Source organism: bacterium, assembly GCA_023382385.1.
Classification (GTDB): domain Bacteria; phylum Electryoneota; class RPQS01; order RPQS01; family RPQS01; genus JABWCQ01.
In genome coordinates this window covers 80,575-107,131 of sequence record JAHDVH010000001.1, presented here as the reverse complement: position 1 = coordinate 107,131, position 26,557 = coordinate 80,575, and the positions used below count along the sequence as shown (strand labels likewise).

Genomic DNA, 26,557 nt, shown 5'->3' with positions numbered 1-26,557 from the left:
AATCACTTCAATTCGATATCCAGCCCGATGAAGTGAGTCGCACCCAAAGAGCGATGCCATTGCAGCGCGTAATTCGCATAGAGCAGTCGATGCTTCAGGGTGAGACCCAGAGCATATTGCGCGGGGTCAAACAGCACTCCACAGCGCAGAATGAGTTGCTTGAACGCTGAAACTTGGGCACCTGCACGGATTTCCAACGGAAAACCAGATTCTTGCACGGCATCCAACATCGCCGTCGTTCGAGAGTCAACATCGAAACTTCCCCCGACAGTGATCGACTCGGTCAAGCGATCCTCATAGTCGGACAACTGCGCTCGCGTCAAATTGCGCCAAACAGCACCAATTCGCAAGTCCGAGCGCAAGGTTGTCAACAGTCCGACGTCGACTGTCGCTGCGTCACCAGATGGTAAGCTCTGGATTGCCAGATCGTGCCAACTCGCGGCAAACCCCAAGGAAAGATCTTGACCAACGGCGTAGTTTGCACCACCGCGCACAGTCTGTTCACTGTAAGATGCATCACCCAGCCGGCTTACCATAATCCCGCCCGACCAGCGGGGAGCGCTATACTGAGCACACCCGAACTCGCTGCCGAGTTCTGCTAAACCAAATGGTTCTGACCAGCCAAGTGCAATCGAACTCCGGTGCGACACGGCTGGGTTCAGCCACTGGCAACCAGGCTCAACCGCAGCAATGCCTGCTCCTGCCCGACCAGCAGCTCGTGTGGAGTATGCTGTCCGCTCAAAGGCCGCCATAACGGGGTCAACCAGTTTTGAGCTGCAGAGCGCAAGCCCAAGCAACCCAATCTTGACAATCCGCCCTCCAATCCGTATACTGTCCGGCATGAAGCGGTCCATTCTCCTTTGGATTGCCGTCCTTTTTTCGGCGATCTGCGGCCAAACAGGCCGCGCACAGCTTATTTACCCCGAAGTCATGGTGGATATGCAACGACTGCCCGAAGAGGCGCAGCAGAAATTGCAGGGCATCGACTCAGTCATTGTGCATTTCCTCAAAGATACCCGGCATCCGTGGAACCGTGATGACGGCGGATATGACTTGGACATCCAGGCCAATATCTATTTCACTGAATACAATGCAAACCCGCAAGAAGACAAGTTTAAGGCCAATCTCATCATCACCAACAAGCGAGACGCTCGCTTTGAGGACAAAAGGTGGGAGTTTGGAATGCGGACTCCCTATACTCCCGGTCAAGCGTCATTCGATCCGTTCATGAGCGTGATCGAATTCTATGTTTGGCTGTTGATTGCGAATGAGGAAGACAAATATGAGAAGTTAGGAGGGGATCGCTACTTCGACAAAGCGCGAAGTGTTCAACTTTCCAGCACGTCGTCCATTTACTATTTCGGCTGGGACAAACGCAGCGATCTATTGCGGGAAGTAACCGGTGAAAGTAATAGGAATTACCGAGAATTCGTGTTCTTCTATTATACCGGACTCTACTACGATGAAAGACGGCAGTACGAGGACTCGAAAGCCTACCTGCACTATGCGTTACTCAGACTAGGCGAGGTTCCCATTGACAAACGCAGCAGCATTCTTGACGCTGAGCACGTCGCCCTCGCCACAGCCTTGAAAAACTGCAACTACGACAGAGGGATCGACGTTTTGCGGCGCATGGACCCGACCCATTCCAAGGAATACAACCAAATTTTCGGCGAAACCCAAGCACCTTGAGAATATAGACAAACCTTATTGATTTGTCAAGCCGTTCGGCTTGCTATCTTAAACAGAATCCGGCTCTTCGAGCCGGATTCTTGTGTCACAACACCTGCTTACCCGGCCCTAAAATTTCCTCATGAGTCCGACTACTTTGCCGAGAATCTGGAATCCAGGTGTCCCCGACTCCACGACGATTGGCTTGAAACGGGAATTTGCCGGCTCCAGCAGAATCCGGTCCCCCATCAGCCGATAGTACTTCACCGTTGCCTCATCGCCTATCAAGGCCACGACGATATCACCGGTATCGGCTGTCCTCTGTGGCCGTGCAAAAATGACGTCCCCCTCGCGAATTCCGGCCTCAATCATCGATTCGCCGCGAACCCTTAGTGCGAAAGTATCGTCCGTCGGTGCAATACTGCGATCCGCAGATACTCTGCCTTCAATGTTTTCAGTGGCTGTGATCGGCACACCCGCGGCAATTCGACCCAGTATTGGTACGTCGCGGGTACTTGACCGAGCAGTCTGAACCATTGAACGTTCGGTTAGCTCAATACCTCTCGAAAGCATTGGGCTGCGACCAAGATAGCCTCTTCGCACGAGCGCATCCAAAACATATCTGACCCCATTCGTGGAAGAAACACCGATCTCGCTGCCAATCTCGCGAAGCGTTGGCGGACGGCCTTTCTCATGAATCTCGGTCTGAATGAACTTCAGCGCACGCTGTTGTTTTTCTGTAAGTTGATCTGACATGACTTTTCCTCGTTGATTCCTTGAACAAATATACAAAACATTTGTTCATAAGTCAAGGGGTCAAGCCAACTACTTCTCAATTATCAAAGTCACCGGCCCATCATTGACCAAGTGGACGTCCATTTTAGCCCCAAATTGGCCAGTTTCGGTCCTAACACCTCTGCCTCGAAGCCTCTCTACAAACTTCTCGTATAATGGTATCGCCACATCCGGGCGGGCAGCCTTGATGAAACTCGGCCGTCGCCCCTTCTGCACATCGCCCAGCAGAGTGAATTGGCTTACGACCAAAGCAGCTCCCCCGACGTCCTCAAGGCTCAGATTGAATTTGCCCTCTGAATCAGTGAATATCCTAAGTTCACAAACCTTCTGCACTGCCCAACTCACGTGCTCATCTGTGTCATTCTCGGCAATTCCCAATAGAATGAGTAGACCCTGTTCGATTGCCCCGACCACTTCATTCTCGACCACAACTTTTGCCGAGGTGACACGCTGCAAAACAATTTTCACCAAGCTACTCCAAGAAGGACATGCACTGCGGAATGCGCTCTACGACCAGCGTATCCCGTACCTCTGCCGGGAATACCGAAGGATCGATGCGGAGCACCCAAGACTCCTGGGGACAGATTACGAAGAATGAGGAGCGGGAACTTGAGTAGCGAACACGGCGAGCCTCTGTCCCGCAACGAATGGTCGAGTGCTCATTATTCGACAGATCATAAACTCTCACAATGCCATTGATCGAGTCTGCGGCTGCAATGTAACGTCCGTCAGCAGAAATTGCCAAATCCACAACGCCGCTAACCAAGCTAAGTGAATCGAGTATCTCATAATCATGCGATGAGAACTTGTAGAGCTTTCCAGAGCCGGGGACTGCACAGTAGGCTACGCTACCGTCAGTCGAAAAGCAAACGTCAGTGCATGCTTCGGCAAAAGACAGTCGCGCGGTTTCCTGCAGCCCAAGCATATTGATCACACGCACCGTTCTGTCACCTGTGCACGGTATCCAAGCCTCCTGATCGCTGGGCGGTCTGAATCGCAACGTGCGAGGCGACGGACCAGTATCGGCCGTATCTGCGATAAGTGTTGAGAAAGGCACTCGAAAGTACAACCCATTATTCGTGATAACATGTGCCGAAAGGTAGGCATGATCCAACTTGACGTCTATCGGCGTTCCGGACAGCGCAATACTCTGAAGCTTCTCGAGAGTAGGCACCTGATAGACAGCAATGCCACCTGCCTCATTATCGGTCGTTACCAGTCTGCTGCTTACCGGAAGCAGCTCGCAGGCAGTCGCCCATCCTTGCTGCTTGTCTACCAAGACAAATTCAAGCGTCTCTAAGTCAAAAAAGGCCACCTCGCCACCGACGGCACTAATAACAACGCCATACGGTGGTTCGAGTTGGCCTGATGTATCACAGTCATTGCATTTGTCCCGGCAACCTGAAGCAAGGATGCACGAAATCATGCAAATCGTTAAAAGCCGGCAGCCCAGCAGTGGTCTCCCTACTTTAGCTCAATCAAGTGACCAAGCTTGTCCCGTTTTGCAGCAAGATAACTTCTATTGGAAGCTGTTGGTTCACTCATCGAAGGGACTCTCTCCACAACATCGATCCCGTAGCGCTCCAAGTCCGCCACTTTGTCAGGGTTATTTGTGATTAAGCGAACCTGTTTCACTTTCAGCAGTTTCAGTATCTGTGCACATTGAGCATATCCACGCATGTCGGCGCGATAACCAAGTCTTAGATTTGCTTCGACAGTGTCCAAACCGCTGTCCTGCAATTTGTATGCTTGGAGCTTCGCTGCCAGGCCGATCCCTCTGCCCTCCTGACGCAGATAAACCAGCACACCTGATCCCTCCGCTTCCATCTTGCGCAAAGCGGCCTCGAGCTGCGATCCGCAATCACAGCGGCCGCTGCCAAAAACGTCACCCGTCAGACACTCGGAGTGTGCTCTGACCAAAATCGGTTTGTCAAAGTCCAAAGGCTCTTTTACGAGCGCAAGATGGTCCTCATGTCTGATCTTATCCGAGAAGTGGATCAATGTGAATCGTCCGAACTTTGACGGAAACGGCACGCGCACGCGTTCCTCCATGAAAATCTCAGTCTGTGCGCGATGAGTCGCAATCTGCTCAACTGAAATGATCTTCAGTCCGTAACGATCGGCATACGCTCTTAACGCAGCTCCACGCAGCATCTTACCGTCGTCACCCATTACCTCGCAAAGAGTCCCGGAAGGATACAGTCCTGCAAGTCGTGCCAGATCAACAGAAGCCTCGGTCTGACCTGGTCTCGCAAGAACTCCGCCGGGATGCGCTCGCAACGGGTGAATATGGCCCGGTCGTCCTAAGTCGTGCGGTTTCGTCTGAGCGTTCACCAGTGCGCGAATCGTCGTTGCGCGATCGCTGGCAGAAATTCCCGTCGTCGTACCGTGAAGATAGTCAACTGATTCCGTAAAGGCTGTACCAAGCTTCGCCGTGTTCTCGGTTACCTGCTGGCGGAGACCAAGCTGAGCGCAACGTTCGGCTGTCAAACAGACACAGATCATTCCGCGGCCGTATGCGGCCATGAAGTTGACGGACTCGGGAGTCACAAACTCGCTCGCCTGAACCAGATCACCTTCATTCTCGCGATCCTCGTCGTCGACGACTATTACCATTTTCCCGCTTGCGAAATCACGCAGGCCATCAGCAAGCGAATCCAGAAAATGTGGCATTTGATCTTTGCTATTCATGAGTGAGTCCTTGGAACAAGTCACCCTTCAGCAGTCTTTCCGGAAGCAGACGCTCGATGTATTTGCCAATCAAGTCCACCTCGATGTTCACCCTGCGACCCGCGTAATAGTCCTGGAAATTCGTTACATCCCAGGTATGGGGAATAATTCCGATGACGATAGACTGCTCGTGGATTTCCGCAACGGTGAGGGAGACTCCATCGATGGCTATTGAACCGGTCAAGACGACATATCGGCGCAAATCAGCAGGAATTGTGATCTCTAACAGTCGAGTATCGCCTATCGTCTCTATAGACTTCACCTCGCCTGTCCCGTCGACATGACCTTGCACCAAATGCCCGCCCAACTCTGCACCAAGAGTCAACGGCCTTTCAAGATTCACACGGCTGCCGAGTTCGAGCAGCCCCAGCGACGTCTTCTCCAGTGTGACTTTCATCAAGTCACAGGCAAAATCGCCCTCACCAATATTCGTGGTACAACATCCGTTAATAGAAAGACTTCCGCCAGAAGGATAGTTGTTCAACCATGACGGTCCTGACAACCACATTTTTCGAAAGCCGGGCCGGTCCTCCAACTTGGTCACCGTCCCCATGGCTTCAACGATGCCGGTAAACATCTCGCTCCAAATAAAACCAATAATCGTCTGCTAATACTTTGTGACGGAAAGTCTTGAAGCGCGGCGCATCCTCAAGCGACTCAAGCTCCAACTGTCCAACGCTAGCACGACCGTCGGAACCAATCACCATAGGCGAAACTGCGACAATCATCTCGTCACACAGGCCGGAACCAAGAAGCGCGGCATGAACAGTGCCGCCTCCTTCAACCAATATTGATGAGATTTCTCGACGCGCCAGTTCGCGCATCGCGCTTCTCATATCCACTTTGCCATCAGCAGACTCACGGCAAGTAATCACCTTGACACCTAATTGGTCAAGGAATTTTGCCTTGTCCATATCTGCTCCGGCAGTTGTCAGTATCCAAGTCTTTTCCGGGTCCGGGTGTCGTAAGACGCGGGCGGATTCGGGAATGCGAAGTTTAGAGTCTGCTATCAACCGAATGGGATTGCGACCCTTCACATGCCGGACTGTCAGTTCCGGATCGTCATCTATTACAGTCAATACCCCGACAAGAACAGCATCAAGCCGCGCGCGAATCCGATGCACTTCCTTACGAGATTCGGTACCAGTTATCCATCGTGACTTCCCATTCGAGAGGGCAATCCGACCATCAAGACTCTGCGCGACCTTCAGCAGAAGCCAAGGTCGGCCCTTCTCCATGTAGGTAATGAATGGAGCATTAAGCCTTCGAGCTTCAGCCTCACATATGCCATGTGTGACTTCGATACCGGCTGCCGATAGCTGCATCATCCCTTTGCCGTCGACCAGAGGATTGGGATCCTGCAGTGCCACAACGACGCGCTTTACTCCTGCTTCGATTAGTGCGGCCGTGCAGGGTGCAGTCTTCCCAAAGTGACAACATGGTTCGAGGTTGACGTAGATCGTTGCCCCTTGCGCCCGCTCTCCCTTCAATTTGTTGAGCAACGCAACTTCCGCGTGAACATCGCCAAACTTCCGATGAAAAGCCTTCGCAAGGACTTGACCGTCTTTCACCGCAACGGCTCCGACAAGCGGATTCGGGCTCACTGCACCTGCGCCTTTTTCAGCCTCGCGCAGTGCAAGCTGCATGAATCGACGATCCTCATTACTGGCTTGCAGCTTACTTGACACCGATTTGCCCTATCAATGTCGTTGGTTTGCGGCAGTTCCGGACGGTATCCAAGCAGTCTCCAGAATACGACTGATTAATACTTCCGGACTCCAGCCGTGCGCGCGTGCTGCCTTGGGGACAAGAGAAGTTGCGGTCATCCCCGGCAGGGAATTCAGCTCCAAGCAGATGAACTTCTCGTCATCCACCAAGAAATCAATTCTTGCAAAGCCACGTGCACCGAGAGCATTGAAGACACTTACTGCCGATCGTTGAACAGATTGCGTCAAATCTGCAGAGAGTTCAGCCGGGCAAACATACTCGGTGCGACCGGACGTATATTTGTTCGCGTAATCATAGATTCCGGATTTCGGCATTATCTCTACAAGAGGAAGTGCCCTGCCATCAACTACAGCAGCAGCAATTTCCCTCCCCCTGAAATACGACTCGATTAAAGCACCGTCTCGCTGTTCGCGAATCAAACGAAGTGCATCGGGGAGTTGAGATTCAGAATTGAGCACTGTCAATCCAACCGTGGACCCGCCGCTCTGAGGTTTGACGATTGCGGGGTAGCCTATTTCATCCCGAAGACGGCTGCGAATCATCGTCTCGTCATCAAGCTCGTACGCGGCGACCTCAAAACCATTGGCGACCGCGATTCCAGCTTGCGCCATGAGAGCTTTGGCCGTAGGCTTATGCATGGAGACTGCGCAACTACGTGGTCCAGATCCTGTATAAGCAATGCCCGTCCATTCAAGCAGTGCCTGCAGGGATCCGTCCTCTCCGTATCCGCCGTGCAGGATAGGAAAAACAACGTTTATCCCATGCTCTTCAATTGCATCAAGCAGACCCCTCACGACCCCGGCATCAAACGATTGTGATGTACTCACCCTCGGAGCTTCCATACCAATCGCTTCAGGCGCGATAGGCGTTTCGGAATCGAATGTGGTGCCTGGATGCTCCGGATCATACTTCAATGTGCGATGTCCAAGCGAACTGCACCAGTTTGCCACTGCATCACCAGATGCAAGTGATACGTTTCGCTCTGAAGACGCTCCGCCGCAGAGGACTAAGATGTTCATGTATGTGAATCTTGGGAAAGTCTGCCCGCTACGGCGGCATTCAAACGATTCAGAGTTTCCTCTCTCCCCCACATGCCTATCAATCGTCCCAACTCGGGACCATGTTCACGCCCAGTTAGGGCATGTCGAAGCGTCATCCAAATCCCCTTGCCTTTGAGTCCAAGGCGAGCACCTGCTGCGCTGGCTAACTCTTTAAAGTCAATCATCAGGTGATCAAAATCGTTCCATCGCTCTGCAGGCAAACTCGACAAACCCTCAACAAGTTCCGTAACCAACTTCAGTTGATTTTCCTCCCATACTTCGCCCAAATCCGAAGCCGGAGCAAAAGACTCCACCACACGACGAGCTAAATCGTCAAAGCTCTCAGCTCCGGGCCGCAAATGCTCAACCGCATACCTGACTCGCGCGACCGACTGTTCCTGCAACGCATCAGGCAAAAGCTGCGCCACGGCGTTCCACACGATTTCGTCGTCCAGCTTCGCCAGATACTCTGCATTCATCCAGCGCAGTTTAGCTTGATCAAACACTGCCCCAGCTTTGCTCACCCTTTCCAATCTAAACTCCTGGATCAGCTCATCAATTGTGAAAAACTCTCTGTCGTCTTGAGGATGCCAGCCCAGAAGCGCTACGAAGTTTATCAATGACTCCGCAAGAATCCCCTTTTCGCGATAGGCCTCGACCGCCACGTCTCCCGATCGCTTCGACATTTTCGAGCGATCAGGGTTTAGCAATAGTGGAAGATGAGCAAACTGTGGCAATTCCCAATCAAAGAACTCATAGAGCAACACGTGCTTTGGGGTCGACGGCAACCATTCTTCGCCACGAATCACGTGAGAGATTTTCATTTCATGATCATCTACGACGTTAGCAAGATGATAGGTCGGATATCCGTCACTCTTAAGCAAAACCTGGTCGTCAATCGTCGAGGAGAGAAATACTACCTTTCCTCGGATGATGTCGTCCACTTCAACAGATCGCGCGTCCGGCACAGCCATTCGCCAAACGTGTGCTTCGCCAGCCTCCAACCTTGCACGCGCTTCTTCACGGGTCAAGGATCTGCAATGCCGATCATACATAGGTGGCACGCCCCTCGCCTGTTGATCAGCTCGTACTTGTTCCAGACGTTCTGTCGTGCAAAAACACGGGTAAGCGTGCCCGTTCTGGCGGAGAACTTCGATCGCTCTGTTGTAATGATCGAGTCGTTCCGATTGCACATATGGCGCGTGCGGCCCACCCGCGCGAGGACTTTCATCGAACGAAATTCCCAGCCAATCAAAGATATCGAGAAAGTTTTCAACCGCGCCTTCTACAAGCCGGGTGCGGTCCGTGTCTTCGACCCGAAGCAGAATTTGACCATTGTGCTGCCGCGCAAATAGGTAGTTATAAAGGGCGGTACGCAATCCGCCCACGTGCAAAAAGCCTGTCGGACTCGGTGCGTACCTTGTACGAACTTCCTTAGTCATGTTGTTTCACCAACAACACTGTTGCAACAGCCGCGATTCCTTCCTTCCGTCCAGTAAATCCCATCCCTTCCAGAGTGGTGCCCTTGACAGAAACACGAGTAGTATCGATCCCAAGTGCTGTAGCGATCGCGTCACACATTTCTTCGCGAAAAGGTCCAATTTTCGGTTCCTCACACATGACGCTGACATCGACGTTGCCTACCTCATACCCAAGCTTGATCACTTCACGCATGGCCTCGTGCAGCAGAATGGTCGAACGCACATCCTTAAATCGTGGATCAGAGGGAGGAAAGAGCTTCCCTTTGTCTCCCGCATTTGCTGCACCCAGAAGAGCATCCAACACTGCATGTGATAGTACGTCACCGTCTGAATGAGCTTCCAAGCCGAGGTCAAAAGGGATAGTAACTCCTCCAAGCACGAGCGGCCGCCCCGCAACAAATCGATGTGCGTCGATGCCAATTCCTATGCGGATAGGTGTCAAGTCGGGATACATTTAATGAGGGACGATGCAGGAAGAAATAGGTACCGTGCAACTCACGAAGAAAGTTTCTTCTGCAGCAAGGCTGCGGCACGCGTCAAATCGATAGGGTGGGTAATCTTAAAGTTGTTTGGATCGCCAGAGACAAGCTTGACGGTTCCTAATTGGAAGTGCTCTACCAACGCAACGTCATCCGTGCATTGTACTCCGGAAGACCTTGCCAGACTGTGCGCTTTTCGAAACACGTCGGCCCGAATCCCCTGCGGAGTCTGAATGGCAAATAGTCTTTCGCGCAGCAAGGTGCACTCAACGAAAGACTGGCTATTGACTTGCTTAATCGTATCAACCACTGGAAGCCCCGGAACTGCCGCTTCGGAGGCATGCAACGCATCAATCACGGCTTTGATCGTGGACTTACTTAGGATCGGTCGTGCAGCATCGTGCACCAGTATGAGTTCCACGTCCGAGTCTACAACGTCCAACGCTTTTCCGACAGAGTCTTGCCTACTCGCTCCGCCTTCAACGACCTCAAATCTTGCATGCGGCGAGCTACCATCAAACAGGTCTCGAATAGTAGACGTATCGCTTTTCGATGCCGCTATCACGATCTGCCGCAGGTTGGCGTCTTCTAAAAACGACTTGACGGCCCACCACAGAATTGGTTTGCCTGCAATTGTTACAAGCGCTTTTGACACGGCTGAAACTAACCGCTCTCCGCGTCCAGCAGCGGGAATCAGCAACGCATAGGTCAAAGAATCAACATACAATCGCCATAGCTGTAGAAGCGGTACTTCTCCTTGACGGCATGGCGATAAGCCTTCATAATGAATTCGCGGTCACTAAAGGCGGACACGAGCATAAGAAGCGTCGATCCGGGCAAATGGAAGTTAGTCAAAAGTGTGTCCACGACTTTGAAGTGATAGGGCGGATAAATGAACTTATCTGTCCAACCGCTTGCAGGCTTGATTCCACCGTTGAAATTCGCAACCGTTTCGAGCGTGCGCGTTACTGAAGTGCCGATTGCGATTATCTTGTTGCCACGTTCGATCGCTCCGTTCACCATATCCACAGTGGATTGCATGACTTCGTAGTACTCAGAGTCCATCCTATGGCGTGACAGATCTTCAACTTGAACAGGGCGAAACGTACCGAGTCCGACGTGTAAGATAATCGGAGCGATTTCCACCCCTTTGCGTTTCAGCTTGCTGACCATTTCCTTAGTGAAATGAAGTCCTGCGGTGGGAGCCGCGACTGCACCCGACTCTTGCGCAAAAATCGTCTGATAACGATCCTTGTCATCCGGTGTCGGTTCGCGCCGGATATAGGGTGGAAGTGGAGGCTTACCGTGCTTTTCGACGAGGCTTGCAAAATCCCCCTCGTAGTGAAAACGCACCACCCTTCCACCACTCGTTGTGTTGTCAATTACTTCACAAACAATTTCGTCGCCGATAATAATATTGTTGCCCGTTCGGACCTTGCGAGCGGGTTTCACCAATACTTCCCAAAGTTCGTCCGTCAATTTTCTCAATAGAAAGACTTCGATTTCTGCTTCGGTTTTCTCCTTATACCCGAACAGGCGCGCCGGAAAGACACGAGTTGCGTTCACAACAACAACGTCGCCTTTATTCACATAGTTCGTGATATCTGTGAAGAGCTCGTCCCGAACTTCTTTGGTCTCCCGATCCACCACAAGCATGCGCGACTGGTCACGGCGTTCAAGAGGAGACTGCGCAATCAGCTTCTCTGGCAAATTGTACTTGAAGTCGGACAGGCGCGGAATGGTCTGTACACCCCGGGGTTCATAGACTGCCGATGTTACTGGCATTGCGTTTGTATACTCCTAATGGTGCTTAGCAAAGCTGTTGTCAAAACTATCATAAGAACCGCGTCTGGTCCGCGGTATGACGATGGATCCCAAAGTGCTCAAATGCGCGCATTGTTGCTTGCCGCCCGCGAGCGGTACGTTCCAAGAATCCTTGCCGAATCAAGTATGGTTCGCATAGCTCTTCAAGGGTACCTTCATCCTCTCCGACCGTAACTGCGAGTGTGCCAAGACCAACCGGGCCGCCGCGAAACTTTTCAAGCAATGCGAGCATAAGTCGCTTGTCAAGGTCATCGAGGCCAAAATCATCAATTTCCAAAAGATGCAAAGCTTCCTTCGCAAGGTCAGCAGAGATACTCTTCTCTCCCCTCACCTGTGCGACATCGCGAACTCGTCTTAACAGCCGATTGGCAACTCGCGGAGTTCCTCGCGACCTCGAGGCAACTTCCCACATTCCCTCTTCTGTAGCCGCGACATTCATCAGTCGTGCTGTTCGATGAAGTATCTGAACCAACTCTTCTGGCGAGTAATAGTCCAAGCGCAGCGTAACTCCAAACCTCGAGCGCAAGGGTGACGTCAGCAAGCCTGCACGCGTCGTCGCGCCGACCAATGTGAAGCGACTTAAGTTCAGCTGCAATGTTCGCGCTGCGGCACCCTTGTCAATGAGAATATCCAAACGAAAATCTTCCAGAGCGGGATAGAGATACTCCTCGACCGTAGCGTTCAATCGGTGGATCTCGTCAATGAACAGCACATCGCCCTGCTGAAGGTTTGTGAGCAGACCTGCCAGGTCAGCTGGACGTTCCAAAACAGGCCCCGTCGTCACCCGGATATGAGTGCCCATTTCGCGGGCGATCAAGTGCGCGAGTGTCGTCTTGCCTAGTCCGGGCGGACCGTAGAGCAAGCAATGGTCAAGCGCCTCACCACGTTCTCGCGCGGCTTGCAGAAACACGCTCAATTGTTCCTTGACGCGCTGTTGTCCTACGAACTCGGCGAAACTGACGGGTCTGAGACTCTGCTCAACAACCTGGTCATCTTCCTGCAGTATGGGTTCGATGAGCCTTGGCATCAGCCTTTATGCAACACAAACTTGATCAATGATTCGGCGTCTTCAATATTCCGATTGCGGGCAGATTCAAGGCTCTTATCCACTTCGGCCTGTGTCAAGCCCAACGCGAGGAGAGCTTGTCGTGCTTGTACAACGGCAGTGTTGCCGTTAGATGAGAGACTGCTTGGTGTCCACTCTGTTGATGCTTGCGAGAACTTCTTCCCAAGCTCGAGGACTATGCGATCCGCAATCTTGGCCCCGATCCCCCTCACAGATTTCAATCGGGCAGCGTCGCCTGCAGCAATCGTCTCTCTTACCAACTCTGCCGACATACCAGAAAGCAATGTTAACGCGAGCCTTGGTCCAACCCCGCTGATTGAAATAAGCTCATCGAACACCCAGCGTTCATCGCGCGAGGAAAACCCGAATAACTCAACTTGCTCATCACGTACGAACAACTTCGTCCAGACTTTCGCTTCTTCACCAACAGCAGGCAGCTTGTCGAAGGTGCTCAGAGCAATTCGTGCCGCAAAGGCAACGCCACCGACTTCCAAAACAACCTCTGAAGGTGATTTCGCAACAAGTCGCCCCTTCAAGTACTCCATCATGTGCGCGCTGCAAGTGGTTTGATCTGCCGTGCATTCGCGGCTGCCAGAGCAACTGCGAGTGCATCTGAAATGTCCTCTTCGCCGCGGTCAAACTCAACCCCAAGAATCTGCGCAACCATGTAGCTCACCTGCTGCTTGGAACTGGCGCCGTTTCCGGTAATGGACAGTTTTACTTCACGAGGCGCAATGTCCAAAACTCTTCCTGTTTCCCGTTGTATGGCAAGAACCGCGCAAGCTCGCGCCTGACCGAGTTTCAGAGCGGACAATGCACCTGTGCCGACATACCCCGCCTCGACCGCCCCACTGGTAACCGAATGCTTGCGGCATATCGCGACAATCTCTTCGTACAAGTAGCTCAGGCGCTCGGCCATCACCGTTGATGACTTAGTACGCAGGCACCCGCTATCTACGTAGATGAGTTTGCGTGATTCTCTCTTCACTATCCCCCATCCCGTGCACGTCAATCCAGGATCAACCCCAAGAATGATTTCTACAGGGGGAAACGCGTTCATCAAGCAAGACTTTCGATCAAACTGTCGTCCATCTCGTAGTTTGAGTAGACACTCTGGACGTCATCCAGGTCCTCGAGGAGCTCAATTAGTGTCAAGACGGACTTCGCAGAACCGGCATCTTCCACCTTGATCGTATTGTTCGGAACGTAGGAAAGTTCAGCCGATTCGACTTTCATGCCGGCTGATTCAAGTGACGCTTTCACGTTGTACAGCTCACTCGTCGCGCAGTAAACTTCCCACACATCTCCATCGCCTTTAACGTCTGTCGCACCCGCGTCAAGTGCAACTTCCATCAGCTGCTCCTCGCTTGCCTGATCGCCGTTCAATGTGAGATAGCCAAGCTTCTCAAACATCCAGGATACCGCACCTGCCTCTGCCATCGACCCCCCGCGCTTGTTAAACACTGCGCGAATTTCTCCAACTGTGCGATTGCGGTTATCCGTCGCCGTGTCAATCAGAATTGCCACCCCTGCCGGGCCGTATCCCTCATAGAGGACTTCTTCCATCTGCTGCCCATCCAGCTCGCCAGCACCCTTCTTGATAGCACGTTCGAGATTCGCCGCAGGCATATTCGCTGCTTTGGCCGCGTCAATCGCGGTTCGCAGCCTGGGATTTGAATTTGGGTCCGAGCCCCCCATACGCGAGGAGATCTGAATCTCTCGGATCAGCTTGGTAAAGACTTTGCCGCGAGCGGCGTCAATCTTCTCTTTCTTGCGACGGATAGTCGCCCATTTGCTATGACCGGACATACTCTATTCGTAGGCTGTTGATGAACTATGCTTATGCGGCTCGATTCGAAGCTACCCACTCTTTGATATAGTTGATTGGCTCCGTGGTGGGCGTGCCCGGGCCAAACAGCTTTCCAACCCCAAGTTTCTCCAATTCATCCATGTCGGATTTCGGGATGATTCCGCCTCCGGTCAACAGGACATCGCCAATGCCCTTCTCCTGCATCAGCTGCAGAACCGCCGGAAAAAATGTCATGTGAGCGCCAGAGAGAATTGATAGTGCAACCACATCAACATCCTCTTGCAGAGCCGCCGTGACAATCATCTCTGGAGTTTGTCGGAGGCCTGTGTAGATGACCTCCATACCTGCATCTCGAAGGGCAGCCGCCATCACCTTAGCACCACGATCGTGGCCATCCAATCCCGGCTTTGCTACTAAGACTCTGATTTTTCTATCCATAAGGGTAGTTGGAGAAAGGGAATTAATGGAACAAATGTGCCCTCGCAAATTGCACATTTTCATCCAGCTAAACGTTCAATATACAAAAAAAAGGGCCGGAAATCAACAATTTCCAGCCCTTTCGACGCTATTTCTAACTTACGCGAATTCTGGGCGTTCCTCAGGATTCACCACCGTTATCGAAAGCTCTCCGCGTAGCTCGTCCGCCTCCACTTGGCTGCCCGGCAGCACTTGACCGGATAGAACTGCTTCTGACAAGGGGTTCAATAAGAGGGTCTGGATAGCTCGCTTCATGGGTCGCGCCCCAAAGACTGGATCGTAGCCGCTCGCCAGTATGAGTTCCTTTGCCTTCGCAGTCATTGTCAATTCTATTGATAGCTTTGCAAGACGCCTCGCTACAAACGCGATCTGGATATCGAGGATCCGAGTCAAGTTCTCCCTTGTCAACGGTCCAAACACAAGAATTTCGTCAATGCGGTTCAAGAACTCCGGGCGAATGGAATGTTTCAACAGGTCCAGCACAGCCGATCTGACTTCCTCATACCCGTCTGCGCTCTCGAGCTTTTCCGCTCTCGCACTAATCAAATCTGAGCCGATGTTTGATGTCATAATGACGATAGTGTTCTTGAAGTCGACCGTACGGCCTTTGGAATCGGTCAATCGTCCGTCATCAAGCACTTGCAGCAGAATATTCCAGACATCCGGATGCGCCTTTTCAATCTCATCGAGCAGCAGAACACTATAGGGTCGGCGGCGAATTGCCTCGGTGAGTTGTCCACCTTCGTCGTGCCCTACGTAGCCCGGAGGAGCGCCGATTAATCGTGATACAGTGTGCCGTTCCTGATACTCTGACATATCAATCCGGATCATCGCATGCTCATCGTTGAACAAGAACTCACTTAATGCTCGAGCAAGTTCCGTCTTCCCCACTCCTGTTGGACCCAGAAACATAAAGCTCCCGATCGGCTTGCTCTCTTCTGATAAACCGGCGCGCCCTCTGCGAATCGCTGCCGCGACGGCACTTACGGCAACGTCCTGTCCAACAATCCGTTCGTGAAGCCGCTCTTCGATGTGCAGCAACTTTTCGCGCTCGCCTTCAAGCATGCGCGAAACGGGAATACCAGTCCACTTTGAGACTACTTCCGCAATGTCGTCTTCAGTGACTTCCTCTTTCAATAGTGATTGCGTAGCTTGCAGCTTTGCGAGGTCCGTTTGTGCCCGCTCCATTTTGCGTTCAAGATCTCTGAGCAAACCATACCTAATCTCAGAGACTTTGCCCAGATCGCCGATTCGCTCGGCCTGCTGCTCCTCAAGCTTGGCCTGTTCGATCTGCTCTTTGATTTGACGTATCTGTTGAATGATCTTCTTCTCCTGCTCCCATTGCAGGCGAAGAGCGTGCTCGTCCGCCTTCAGCTTCAAAAGTTCCTCGTCAATTGTCTTCAGCCGTTCTTGCGAGGCGCCGTCTCTCTCCCGCGCAACCGCCACTCTTTCGATTTCGAGCTGGCGAATTCTGCGAACGAGCGTATCAATTTCGTCCGGCATCGAATCGATTTCAAGACGAAGCTTTGATGCGGCTTCGTCAATCAAATCTATCGCTTTGTCCGGCATGAATCGGTCGGTTATGTAGCGGTCAGCGAGTTGCGCAGCGGCAATCAGTGCGCCGTCTGTGATGCGGACGCCGTGATGGACCTCGTACTTCTCTTTTAATCCACGGAGGATAGATATCATGTCCTCGACCGAAGGTTCCAGCACCATTATTGGCTGGAAACGGCGTTCAAGTGCGGGGTCTTTCTCAATGTGCTTTCGATACTCGTCGATTGTCGTGGCGCCGACTGCGTGGAGCTCACCTTTCGCGAGTGCTGGCTTGAGAAGATTTGACGCATCCATTGCACCTTCCGATTTGCCTGCCCCGACCAGCTGGTGCATTTCGTCAATGAATAGTATGATCGCGCCTTCAGCACCAGTAACCTCTTTTAAGACGGCTTTCAAGCGGTCTTCAAATTCACCGCGATACTTCGCTCCAGCAACAAGGCTGCCCAGGTCGAGAGCAACCACTCTCTTGTTCTTGAGGTTTTCAGGCACATCCCCCGCCACGATGCGCTGCGCAAGTCCCTCAGCGATGGCAGTCTTGCCCACTCCGGGTTCCCCGATCAGCACGGGGTTATTCTTCGTCCGTCGTGTCAATACCTGCAAAACACGGCGGATTTCATCGTCCCGTCCGATTACGGGATCAAGCTTGCCACGGCGAGCCAGGTCAGTCAAGTCGCGCCCGTATTTGTCTAACGCGCGGTACTTATCTTCAGGGTTCTGATCCTTGACGCTCTGACCACCGCGCAAGTCCTTCATCGCTTTGAGGACATCGCCATGCGAGATGCGTGACTCTCGCAGAAGTCTCGATGCCGCGTCATCGCCCCTTGTCATTGCCAAGAGCAGATGCTCGACTGAGAGAAACTCGTCTCCGAGATCGCTCATCTCCTTTAGCGCGCTTTCAAACAGACGCGACGTCTCGGGCGCGAGATACGTGGATCCAACAGAACCTGTGACGCGCGGCATTTTGGCAATCTCAATATCCACCAGCCGACGGATATCAGCCGCCTTCAGACCGAGCTTTCCAATAATCTCCGCGACTATGCCTTCATCATCGCGCAGCATCCCCCCAAGCAAATGCAACGGCGTCAGAGCCTGATGACTCTGATCCCGCGCAATCGCCTGTGCGGATTGCAGAGCCTCCTGCGCTTTTATGGTCCATTGATCAATGTTCATAAGGTGTTCTCAAAGCAAAGTTGACTCGTGCGACAGATCTTTGAATTTTTTGTCACACTGGTCATCGTAAGAGTGGCTTCACTTCTCGGGCGGGCCTTGCGGCCCGCCCGACTTCTCAGTTACTTCTTCTTGTCTTCATCAACGACTTCGTAGTCGGCGGATTCGGTACCGGGTTCGGATGAAGTGGAACCGCCCCCTGTCGACCCTGCTGGTTGGCCCTGCCCTGCATCTTGATAGAGCGACGGCGCGATTTGCTGCCAGACGCTGTTCAGATCTTCGGTCGCGCTCTTTATTTCGCTGACACTCGAACCCTTGAGTGCTTCCTTGACTCGGCCAACGGCTGCCTCAAGTCGAGACTTATTATCACCGGTAAGCTTGGCTTCGAGTTCCTTCATCTGACGTTCCGTCTGGAAGACGAGAGCGTCCGCGCCGTTACGGATGTCCACTTCTTCGCGTCGCATTCGATCTTCGTCGGCGTGTGCTTTCGCATCGCTCTTCATGCGCTCGATTTCTTCCTTGGACAAACCGCTCGAGTGCGTGATCTTTATTGACTGCTCCTTGTTCGTTGCCTTATCTTTTGCGGAAACGGAAAGAATACCGTTCGCATCGATATCAAAGGTCACTTCTATCTGCGGCACGCCGCGCGGCGCAGGCGGAATACCATCGAGTGTGAAGCGGCCGATCGTCTTGTTATCCATCGCCATCGGGCGCTCGCCCTGCAGCACATGAATTTCGACCGATGGTTGGCTGTCGGACGCGGTGGAGAAAATCTCCGTGCGGCGCGTGGGGATTGTCGTGTTCGACTCAATCAGCTTGGTCATCACACCGCCCATCGTCTCAATTCCGAGCGAGAGCGGAGTCACATCCAGTAGAAGCACGTCCTTCACGTCTCCCGCGAGAATGCCGCCCTGAATTGCAGCGCCAATGGCCACCACTTCATCCGGATTCACTCCGCGATGCGGATCTTTGCCGAAGAATTCCTTAACCACGTCAATGATGCGCGGCATCCGCGTCGAACCACCCACGAGAATCACCTCGTCAATGTCCGAGGGACTCAATCCTGCGTCGGCCAGCGCCTTTTTGGTCGGACTTATCGTACGCTGAACAAGGTCTTCGGTCAGCTCCTGAAACTTGGCGCGCGTGACAACGATGTCCAGGTGCTTAGGGCCATCCGCTGTCGCGGTAATGAACGGAAGATTGACCTGGGTTTGAGACGAACCGGAAAGCTCGATCTTGGCTTTCTCGGCAGCTTCCTTCAGACGCTGCAGAGCCATCGGATCCTTACGTAGATCAATGCCCTCCTGCTTCTTGAACTCGTCCGCAAGAAAGTCAATTAAGCGCTGATCCCAATCATCGCCGCCCAAGTGAGTGTCGCCATTCGTGGACTTAACCTCGAATACGCCTTCACCAAGCTCGAGAATTGAAATATCGAATGTGCCGCCGCCCAAGTCGTAGACTGCAACTTTTTCATCTTTGTGCGTTTTATCGAGACCGTAGGCAAGCGCCGCTGCCGTTGGCTCATTGATGATCCGCACGACCTCAAGCCCGGCAACATCCCCTGCATCCTTGGTTGCTTGACGCTGCGCGTCGTTAAAGTAAGCAGGCACCGTAATGACTGCCTTGTGTACTTTCTCGCCCAGATAGTCTTCGGCAGTCTGCTTCATCTTCTGCAGGATCATCGCTGAAATCTCTGCAGGCGTATACTCTTTGTCCTCGATCTTGACTCTGGCCAATCCGCTGCCCCCTACAAGCTCATAGGGAACGAGCTTCATCTCGTGTTCAACTTCGTCGCGGCGACGGCCCATGAATCGCTTAATTGAGTATATGGTCTTTTTGGGATTGGTGACAGCCTGCCGCTTTGCTGACGCGCCAACAAGACGCTCGCCCGTCTTGGAAAAAGCCACGACGGAGGGCGTGGTGCGCGCACCCTCGGAATTCGGAATGACCACCGGCTCCCCGCCTTCAATAACAGAAACGCAGGAGTTAGTGGTTCCGAGGTCGATTCCAATAATCTTCGACATGTTTTTATCCTTTAGCTTGATTCAAAGTTCTAGAGTTTATTCAACTTGAATAAGGCAAGGGTCATACCAGATGCGTAAACTATTGATTTATATAAATAAATCGGCAGAGAGCGAAAAGCCTCTGCCACGAATATCTGCCATTTTGTCATGAACTACTTGTCAATTCGGCGCCACATCTGCCAAGCCGGCCGAAGGACGGATTCCCCTGCAATCTCCTGAGTTAATCTAAGAACCAAAGTAATCTTATCCACCGTGGCACCGAGATTTAAGGCACCCTTCAGGTGCGAGAATAGCTGCCGGGGAAATCCTTGAACTGCAAGAACAGCAATTTCCAACATTTCGCGCCACTGAGGTGGTAATCCCGGCCTGGACATCACTAATCCGTAGCCGATCCAAACCGTCCACCTCGACAATTCGGGACTAAGCATCTCCAGGTTTGAACGGAGCTTTTCAACGTTACCCTGATAGACCTTAGCCTGCAATTGCCAACCGCGAGCAAATGTCTCCTCGGTTGGTGCACTGATTAGCTCATCAGAATGGGACGGCAAGCCGCTACCGTACACATCATGTATCATGAACGCGGCTTCCAATGAGGATTGGAAGCCTGCCAGCAGGAAAAGCTGAAGAGCCGCTTCTCGCAGCGCTTCGATGGCGTAGCCTTGGCTCTTGTAGTGAACGACCAGCTGCCTGGCGAGTTGGTCCTGTGGCTTCAGCCAAAGAACGGACAACGCTGCGAGGAGCAACAACTGAGCATCCTCGGGATGGTCCTCCAAAAAAGTCCAAACCGGATGCCCACTCATGCGATTTCGATTTCGGCGGAGACTGCTTTCAGCAGTTCACCTGACTTGATCAAGGAATGTACGGCGTCTATGTCCGCGGCGATAAAGTGGTCCCCACTCCACGTTGATACAACCGAACGGACAACCTGATGGGCGACTCGAGAACCTCTGCCGAATCTTAGTGAGGGTTGCAAGTTCATTCGGCGATCAAGTGCCTGGGCTGAACAAAGAAACTCAATCGCAACGATGCGCTCCACATTTTCCAGGATTTGTGCCGCTTGCCTTGCGCCGTGGGTTCCCATGGAGACAATGTCTTCTTGATTCTCTGACGTGGGAATCGTATCGACACAGGAAGGATGTGCCAGAACCTTGTTCTCGCTTGCCAGCGCGGCAGCAGTGTAGCTCGTGATCATTAAACCGGAGTGTTTGCCTGCATGGTCGTCATCCAGCAGGTAAGGTCCAAGACCACAGTTGAGATTCCGGTCCATCAGGCGATTGATTCGGCGCTCGCACAGATTACCCAACTCTGCCAACAAGGTCTTCAGGTAATCCACGCGTAGACCCACGGGATCCCCGTGAAAGTTGCCACCTGATAACGATTGATTGTCGTCAGCAAAGATTAAGGGGTTATCGGTCACCGAGTTTATCTCGATTTCAAGACCTTGCCTAACGTGCTCCAGCCCGTCTCTAACTGCTCCTGCAATTTGCGGCGCGCAACGGATGCTATAAGCATCCTGAATGCGACTCGCGTCGTCGTCGACACTGGAACTCTCGGCCAACAGACTTCGAACGTTATCCGATACCAACGCGTGACCTGGGTATTTGCGAAGTTCGGCAATTCGTCTGTCAAAGGCTGCTGAAGCTCCGCGAATTGAATCCAAATGCATGGCTAATGCGACGTCCTGAAGTCTTGCCAGACGCTCGGCGCGAAGCAGTGTGAGCAACGCAAGGGAACACATGAACTGCACGCCATTATTCAGCGCAAGCCCTTCTTTGGCCTCCAGCACAAGCCGCTCTATTCCGGCTCTTTGCATCGCCTCGGAACCGGAGTATTGCTCTCCAAGATAGGTAGCGAATCCAGTATCAGTTGACTCTCCGAAGGGAGGCCGGATAAGTACCAGCGCCATGTGCGACAGCGGAGACAAGTCACCGGACGCTCCAAGAGACCCTTGCGATGGCACAACCGGAGTGACTCCGCGATTGAGCATTTTCAGCAGGGTCTCTACAACAACGGATCGCACCCCGGAGTAGCCTTGAGCAAGCGAGTTCGCTCGCAGCAGCATGGCTGCCCGCACAACTTTCTCTTCAAATGGTACTCCTGTGCCGCAGCAATGCGAAACGATCAAGCGGTAAGATACATCGCGAGCTTCATCAATTGAGAAGCGCGTGGATTTAAGACTGCCAAACCCCGTGTTGATCCCATAGACAACTGGAGCGGCACCTCCGTGCCGCTCCAGTCTTGCAATCCACTCTCGGGACTTATCCAGACGCACGCGCGCCGAGTCGTTTAGCGAAACGTGCGCACCCTGAGCCACCCTTTCGACGTCTTCCAGCGTAAGCGAGTGGCCGTCGATCAAGATTTCCAAATTGTTACCTCGTCACGCGCTTCTTGCCGACCATAATCGGCTGCCAACCCTGCTCCGTTCGAATAACGTTTGTCGTAGCGGTAAGTCCCGCAGGTTCCACAACCGAGACATTCTCAACCTGCGGTTGTGAGATGACTCCAACCAATGGAATCTTTCTGGGAATTGCTCCGCCAGTCTGCGGCACTTTCTCATTCAGCAACGCCTGCCGCCGCTGCCTCGCAGTTGCACGTTCCCGGGCACCTACCGGGTCGATTCCATGTGCCTGACGCAGTTTGTCAAGCTTGGCGCTGATCGCCTTTCGTGTTACGCCGAAACGGTCAGCGAGTTCAGCCATCGGAACTTTGCCGTAATTCTCCAGCAGGTACTTCTCTTCGGATGGGGTCCACTTTTTTGCCATGGTCACTGGGTCCTATTTGAAATGTGAAATCTTATCTCATCAGCAGCATACGCCGCGTCTGTATGTAGTCCGGTGTCGTCAATCGATAGAAATAGATGCCGCTCGGTACTGAAACGCCTGAGTTGTTCCTGCCGTTCCAACCAATCCGATGGGTGCCTGCCTCAAAGTAACCCGAGATGAGGTGAGATACGCGTCTGCCAAGCACATCGAATACCTCAAGCGTAACATCGGAACGATGCGGAACCGTAAACTCAATCATCGTTTCCGGATTAAACGGATTCGGGTAATTCTGTCTTAAGCTGAATCCTCCGGGCAACTCAGGTCGATCATGCTCCGACTCAAGAATTGTGGGAGGTGCGGTCGTCAAGCGGATCGCTCGCCCGTCTTCCAAAGGCGCAGAAGTTGGTGGACGAGAGTTCTCGAAGAAATAAGTACCGCCTTGAGACTCGTCCATGTTCTCGTACCCGATCGTGGCACCGGCCGCAGCTGAAGCGTGTAAAGTCAAATCTTGATACATGAAGAGCCACTCCGCGTCACCCGTTGGGGTAGGATAGGTCGCAGGATTCAGCAACTGAACTTGAAAAGTATTCGGCCGCGTTCCAGTGGCCCAATCCGAAATATCACGCCACTCGACAATGAAGCGATCAGCTATGTCATCATAAAAATAACTGACATCGCCTGTGTCTCCGAAGAAATACCACAGATCGTTCCAAAGTATCCCGATCATTCCGGAGACGAAGTCCGGTGCGTAGGGTAGCGGCTGATTGGCATAGCTCACGGATTGTGTGAACCCGGGAACAACCCAACCGTCGGTAGAGATTGAAAGTGACGAGTATGTCTCGCCGAAGTACGCGTAGTTGAAAGGAACCGGAACATTAAACGTCTGCTGACTTTGGGTGAAGTCAAGTTCAGTTCCGGGACCTCCCCGAGAAGGCGATATCTCGACCCAGTCATATACGGCCACGCGGTCATAAATGACATCAGTGTCGTCGTACATGTAGTAAAGTCCGTCAGAACCCAACAATGGATCACCCTGTCCGACTTGGCCGATTACGATCGTGAGTGGGAGGCTGCGTTCGAAGGTATATGTGCTCATTTCTGCCGTCACAACTGCACTCAGATTTGCCTGCACTCCCGAAGGGCTATTCCCCGCTGCCGCGACTCGAAGCGAGTTTTCCGGAAGTTGGTAGCTTTGACCAGGCGAGAGCTGCGGGAGATCCGCCGTTGCGTCCAAAACTTCAAGATACGGGCTACTCGATACCAGATTCAGGGATGAAGCGGGCAACACTTCATTTCCGGAGTTTGTCACTCTGAACGACAGGCCCGCAACTTCATAACGCTCCAAGAGGCCATTCCCTCCGTCCGCAATTGACAATGATCCAACTGAGAGATTGGGCATATGGAGTGTCAGAAAGATATCGTCCGATCGCGGTGCGACTTGATTCGCACTATATGTCAATTCCATTACAATTGTAGATGCGGCGGAAATCTCCGGTGCGACGCTAATACTGTAAGATGGACTCCCGACGCTCGATTCACCGGACCCGACCGTCCCGTAGTCTGATTCGCTCGACAAAACAGTGATCTGCTGCTGCGTAGTTTCCAGCACACCATGAACGAGAAAAGCAGCGTCGGAGCCGATGTTCATCATCGTATCAATGATCGCTATGGTTTCGCCCGGCTGAATCCTTCCGTCACCGTTCCCGGCTGCATCAGAAAAACTCAATCCCCGATGTGTCAAGTATGGTCCGCTCGGCGAAACTTGAACAGGATACTGCCTGGCGAGAACATTCGGAGCGGTCACTGTAGCAGTCACTTCCTCGCCGAAGTCGAAATCAACTGGAACGTACCACTGACCGGGCGTCGAGGGAACTCGTCCGGAGTGTACAACGCCTGTTAACGTGCTGAAGCTAACTGTTAAGCTATCCGACTCAATTGCAGGCCCTTGATTCACTGTCACAGGAACTTGATAGGGGCCGGAGGGAATCGCTGTCGGCATCGTGATCATTGCCCGCACCGGAGTATCGGTAAATAGCTGCAGCGACGGGTCACTTAACACGAGATACTGGCGAAACATCACTTCGCAAATCTCTTCGACAGGACCTTCGCCCAAGAACTCATTGAAAACAGCCCAACTGTACATCTTGCCGGCAGTAAGCGCGGGCATGAGGTTCCTGATATCGTAGTCCAGCATCGCTCTGTACAAGCAAGTATCCAAGCAGTCATTATAGACAGTGTGCGTATTCCAGCAAGGACCTATGAAGCCCGCCGCACCCTGTGGTGTAGTCACTGTTCCGTGCAGCATCCAAACTTCTCCGAAGCACTGGGCCTCGGGCGCATCAAATTTACCAACGCCGCATCCAATCCCCGTGACAATGGGGAGCTTGCCCGCGTTCGATATCTGGGGTACTGACCAGTAGTAGAAACTGATTCCCGCCCAGCCCTGCTGCCAGCCAGAACCACGATAATTTACAAACGACAACCCTTCGGTCAGCCATCCCATCAGAAGTTGAGGACCGGGGTTCTGTTCTCCCCATAACGTATCCACATGGGAGATTCCACTCGAAAGCATTATCTCCCTCGCTCTTTGCTTCGTAAGACGTTGGGTAATTTCGGTGTAGTCTGCGGCAACGGCGGCACGTTCGAAGCGAAGTGAATCGGCGGAAAATGTGTCACGCTCATGTTGAACCGTGCGCACAGCGATGGACCTCGCCTCCGCCTGACTATTGACCACCCAGCGCCCGAGAAATACATCAGGAAAAACATCATTGCCCTCAAGCTCCGAAAAGTATCCCTCGTTCGTAAACTGACCCGCGAGCGAGAAGTCGCTGAATCTTGTGACAGGATCTTCGGTATACCGGTACCGAATTGGGATGACTGTCTCGTCCCCAACCAAAGTCACGTAATCGATGCGAGGCGATGAGTTCGCAAGTTCCTGTTGAATGCGATTGCGCAGCAGATTGCCGGTGCCGTCCGAATTGATTTCTCCTGCAGGAACGATCGTCACACGGATGCCCATCTGCCGTTTCCAGAGGATGTAATCCGACATTGTGCCGAGGTAACTCTCTGGAATCACCATCAGCATATGCGAGGGTTCGGTAACCCCAATATTAGGTATACTCTCCCAATTGGCGACAAGTGACTTGAATACGTCTCTCGAGACTTCAGAAAATGCAAGTCTTGTGGATGTCAGCGGGTTCAGGCCGCTTTGGCCGTCAATATCGATCCGAATTGTGGCTTCAGACATGACCAGACAACTGCTCTGGTTGTTCACATATGTGAATGGCTTCACCGTAACCGGTACTAAGCGAACGCCCGCGAAGATGCCAACTTCTCCAAGGCGCACCGGAGAACCGGTATTCTCTGGAATGACACGCGGAATAGTTGGACGTGAGATGGTCTGCCAATCGAGCACTGTGACGGTCGGATTGCCCGTGTTTGGCAATGCAAGGTAAAAAGTAAACCTCGGCATTACCTGGTGGCCATTATAATTTAAGTCTGCCCACGTGCCCGGTAATTTCTGAAAGAAATCAATTGTTCCCGTCGGCTGCAGCCTGGTCATTGACAGCCGAAACAGAAGTGTACTCTCACTGAACTCCAGTAGTTCAAAGTCCGGTGAAAACTCAGCATTATCGTAGAAGCCAAAGGGCGCCGGCTGAGACAGAAGTGGCTGCAAATTCAGCAATACAGCAAGTAGCGCTACGTGGAGGAGCTTCTGAACCATTTGACACCTGATGAATGTGACCCTGAAGTGTGGTAAGTATGTTTTAGGGAACAATGAAATGACTCTTATGGTTCCCGGGGGACGCCAGAGGACTTGACAACTGGCTCGAGAAGTCCGTATTTTGTATAGGCTTGCTGTCTGCGCAATTGTTGGCACGTGAGTGAGAACCAGCCACACTCCTACCTTTATCTATTTCAGGAAGATAGCGGTTTGGAGAGGCTGAGT

Annotated in this window: 24 protein-coding genes; 1 reads left to right on the top strand and 23 read right to left on the bottom strand. The window is 52.6% G+C overall.

Annotated features, from left to right (window positions below; genetic code table 11):
• Positions 1–2: 2 nt before the first annotated feature.
• Complete coding sequence (locus KJZ99_00440; protein MCL4304366.1) at positions 3–842, bottom strand: hypothetical protein; 840 nt, start codon at positions 840–842, stop codon at positions 3–5.
• Here KJZ99_00440 and KJZ99_00435 point away from each other — a divergent pair.
• Positions 841–1,692: a DUF4835 family protein gene (locus tag KJZ99_00435; protein ID MCL4304365.1), complete on the top strand. Its 852-nt coding sequence runs from the start codon at positions 841–843 to the stop codon at positions 1,690–1,692. The genes KJZ99_00440 and KJZ99_00435 overlap by 2 nt on opposite strands.
• Before the next feature lie 108 nt (positions 1,693–1,800).
• Here the strand turns inward: KJZ99_00435 and lexA are convergent, their stop codons facing one another.
• The 22 genes from lexA to KJZ99_00325 form a co-directional block, all read right to left on the bottom strand.
• Positions 1,801–2,427, bottom strand: coding sequence for a transcriptional repressor LexA (lexA, locus tag KJZ99_00430; GenBank protein MCL4304364.1), 627 nt, complete (start codon positions 2,425–2,427; stop codon positions 1,801–1,803).
• Positions 2,428–2,496: 69 nt separating this feature from the next.
• Entirely contained in the window at positions 2,497–2,934 is a 438-nt protein-coding gene (gene dtd, locus KJZ99_00425; protein MCL4304363.1) for a D-tyrosyl-tRNA(Tyr) deacylase, read from the bottom strand.
• 4 nt (positions 2,935–2,938) lie between these two features.
• Positions 2,939–3,892, bottom strand: coding sequence for a WD40 repeat domain-containing protein (locus KJZ99_00420; GenBank protein MCL4304362.1), 954 nt, complete (start codon positions 3,890–3,892; stop codon positions 2,939–2,941).
• Positions 3,893–3,930: 38 nt separating this feature from the next.
• Positions 3,931–5,139 (bottom strand): GTP cyclohydrolase II, encoded by a 1,209-nt coding sequence (ribA, locus tag KJZ99_00415; protein MCL4304361.1) that lies wholly within the window; start codon positions 5,137–5,139, stop codon positions 3,931–3,933.
• Between the two features lie 10 nt (positions 5,140–5,149).
• The gene (locus KJZ99_00410; GenBank protein ID MCL4304360.1) at positions 5,150–5,773 is read right to left on the bottom strand and encodes a riboflavin synthase; all 624 of its coding nucleotides are present in this window, start codon (positions 5,771–5,773) and stop codon (positions 5,150–5,152) included.
• Positions 5,754–6,884, bottom strand: coding sequence for a bifunctional diaminohydroxyphosphoribosylaminopyrimidine deaminase/5-amino-6-(5-phosphoribosylamino)uracil reductase RibD (ribD, locus tag KJZ99_00405; GenBank protein ID MCL4304359.1), 1,131 nt, complete (start codon positions 6,882–6,884; stop codon positions 5,754–5,756). Before ribD ends, KJZ99_00410 begins: the two co-directional genes overlap by 20 nt.
• Positions 6,885–6,896: 12 nt before the next feature.
• Complete coding sequence (locus KJZ99_00400) at positions 6,897–7,943, bottom strand: D-alanine--D-alanine ligase (protein MCL4304358.1); 1,047 nt, start codon at positions 7,941–7,943, stop codon at positions 6,897–6,899.
• On the bottom strand, positions 7,940–9,406 hold the full coding sequence (locus tag KJZ99_00395; GenBank protein ID MCL4304357.1) for a glutamate--tRNA ligase: 1,467 nt from the start codon (positions 9,404–9,406) through the stop codon (positions 7,940–7,942). Before KJZ99_00395 ends, KJZ99_00400 begins: the two co-directional genes overlap by 4 nt.
• Positions 9,399–9,899: a 2-C-methyl-D-erythritol 2,4-cyclodiphosphate synthase gene (gene ispF, locus KJZ99_00390; protein ID MCL4304356.1), complete on the bottom strand. Its 501-nt coding sequence runs from the start codon at positions 9,897–9,899 to the stop codon at positions 9,399–9,401. The genes KJZ99_00395 and ispF overlap by 8 nt, the downstream gene beginning before the upstream one ends.
• Before the next feature lie 41 nt (positions 9,900–9,940).
• On the bottom strand, positions 9,941–10,624 hold the full coding sequence (ispD, locus tag KJZ99_00385) for a 2-C-methyl-D-erythritol 4-phosphate cytidylyltransferase (protein ID MCL4304355.1): 684 nt from the start codon (positions 10,622–10,624) through the stop codon (positions 9,941–9,943).
• Positions 10,625–10,632: 8 nt separating this feature from the next.
• Positions 10,633–11,709, bottom strand: a complete 1,077-nt coding sequence (gene queA, locus KJZ99_00380) for a tRNA preQ1(34) S-adenosylmethionine ribosyltransferase-isomerase QueA (protein ID MCL4304354.1) — start codon at positions 11,707–11,709, stop codon at positions 10,633–10,635.
• Positions 11,710–11,758: 49 nt separating this feature from the next.
• Entirely contained in the window at positions 11,759–12,775 is a 1,017-nt protein-coding gene (ruvB, locus tag KJZ99_00375; GenBank protein MCL4304353.1) for a Holliday junction branch migration DNA helicase RuvB, read from the bottom strand.
• Complete coding sequence (gene ruvA, locus KJZ99_00370) at positions 12,775–13,362, bottom strand: Holliday junction branch migration protein RuvA (GenBank protein MCL4304352.1); 588 nt, start codon at positions 13,360–13,362, stop codon at positions 12,775–12,777. The genes ruvB and ruvA overlap by 1 nt, the downstream gene beginning before the upstream one ends.
• Positions 13,359–13,874: a crossover junction endodeoxyribonuclease RuvC gene (ruvC, locus tag KJZ99_00365; GenBank protein ID MCL4304351.1), complete on the bottom strand. Its 516-nt coding sequence runs from the start codon at positions 13,872–13,874 to the stop codon at positions 13,359–13,361. The genes ruvA and ruvC overlap by 4 nt, the downstream gene beginning before the upstream one ends.
• Positions 13,874–14,623, bottom strand: coding sequence for a YebC/PmpR family DNA-binding transcriptional regulator (locus KJZ99_00360; protein ID MCL4304350.1), 750 nt, complete (start codon positions 14,621–14,623; stop codon positions 13,874–13,876). Before KJZ99_00360 ends, ruvC begins: the two co-directional genes overlap by 1 nt.
• A gap of 31 nt (positions 14,624–14,654) precedes the next feature.
• Positions 14,655–15,062 (bottom strand): cobalamin B12-binding domain-containing protein, encoded by a 408-nt coding sequence (locus KJZ99_00355; GenBank protein MCL4304349.1) that lies wholly within the window; start codon positions 15,060–15,062, stop codon positions 14,655–14,657.
• A gap of 138 nt (positions 15,063–15,200) precedes the next feature.
• Positions 15,201–17,825 (bottom strand): ATP-dependent chaperone ClpB, encoded by a 2,625-nt coding sequence (gene clpB / locus KJZ99_00350; protein MCL4304348.1) that lies wholly within the window; start codon positions 17,823–17,825, stop codon positions 15,201–15,203.
• Between the two features lie 119 nt (positions 17,826–17,944).
• Entirely contained in the window at positions 17,945–19,846 is a 1,902-nt protein-coding gene (gene dnaK, locus KJZ99_00345; GenBank protein MCL4304347.1) for a molecular chaperone DnaK, read from the bottom strand.
• A 152-nt stretch (positions 19,847–19,998) separates the two neighbouring features.
• Positions 19,999–20,646, bottom strand: a complete 648-nt coding sequence (locus tag KJZ99_00340) for a carboxymuconolactone decarboxylase family protein (protein ID MCL4304346.1) — start codon at positions 20,644–20,646, stop codon at positions 19,999–20,001.
• The gene (gene hutH / locus KJZ99_00335) at positions 20,643–22,211 is read right to left on the bottom strand and encodes a histidine ammonia-lyase (GenBank protein ID MCL4304345.1); all 1,569 of its coding nucleotides are present in this window, start codon (positions 22,209–22,211) and stop codon (positions 20,643–20,645) included. The genes KJZ99_00340 and hutH overlap by 4 nt, the downstream gene beginning before the upstream one ends.
• Positions 22,212–22,215: 4 nt before the next feature.
• A complete protein-coding gene (locus tag KJZ99_00330) occupies positions 22,216–22,608 on the bottom strand; it encodes an HTH domain-containing protein (GenBank protein ID MCL4304344.1) in 393 nt (130 codons plus the stop codon).
• Positions 22,609–22,639: 31 nt separating this feature from the next.
• Positions 22,640–26,332, bottom strand: coding sequence for a T9SS type A sorting domain-containing protein (locus KJZ99_00325; protein ID MCL4304343.1), 3,693 nt, complete (start codon positions 26,330–26,332; stop codon positions 22,640–22,642).
• Positions 26,333–26,557: the final 225 nt, after the last annotated feature.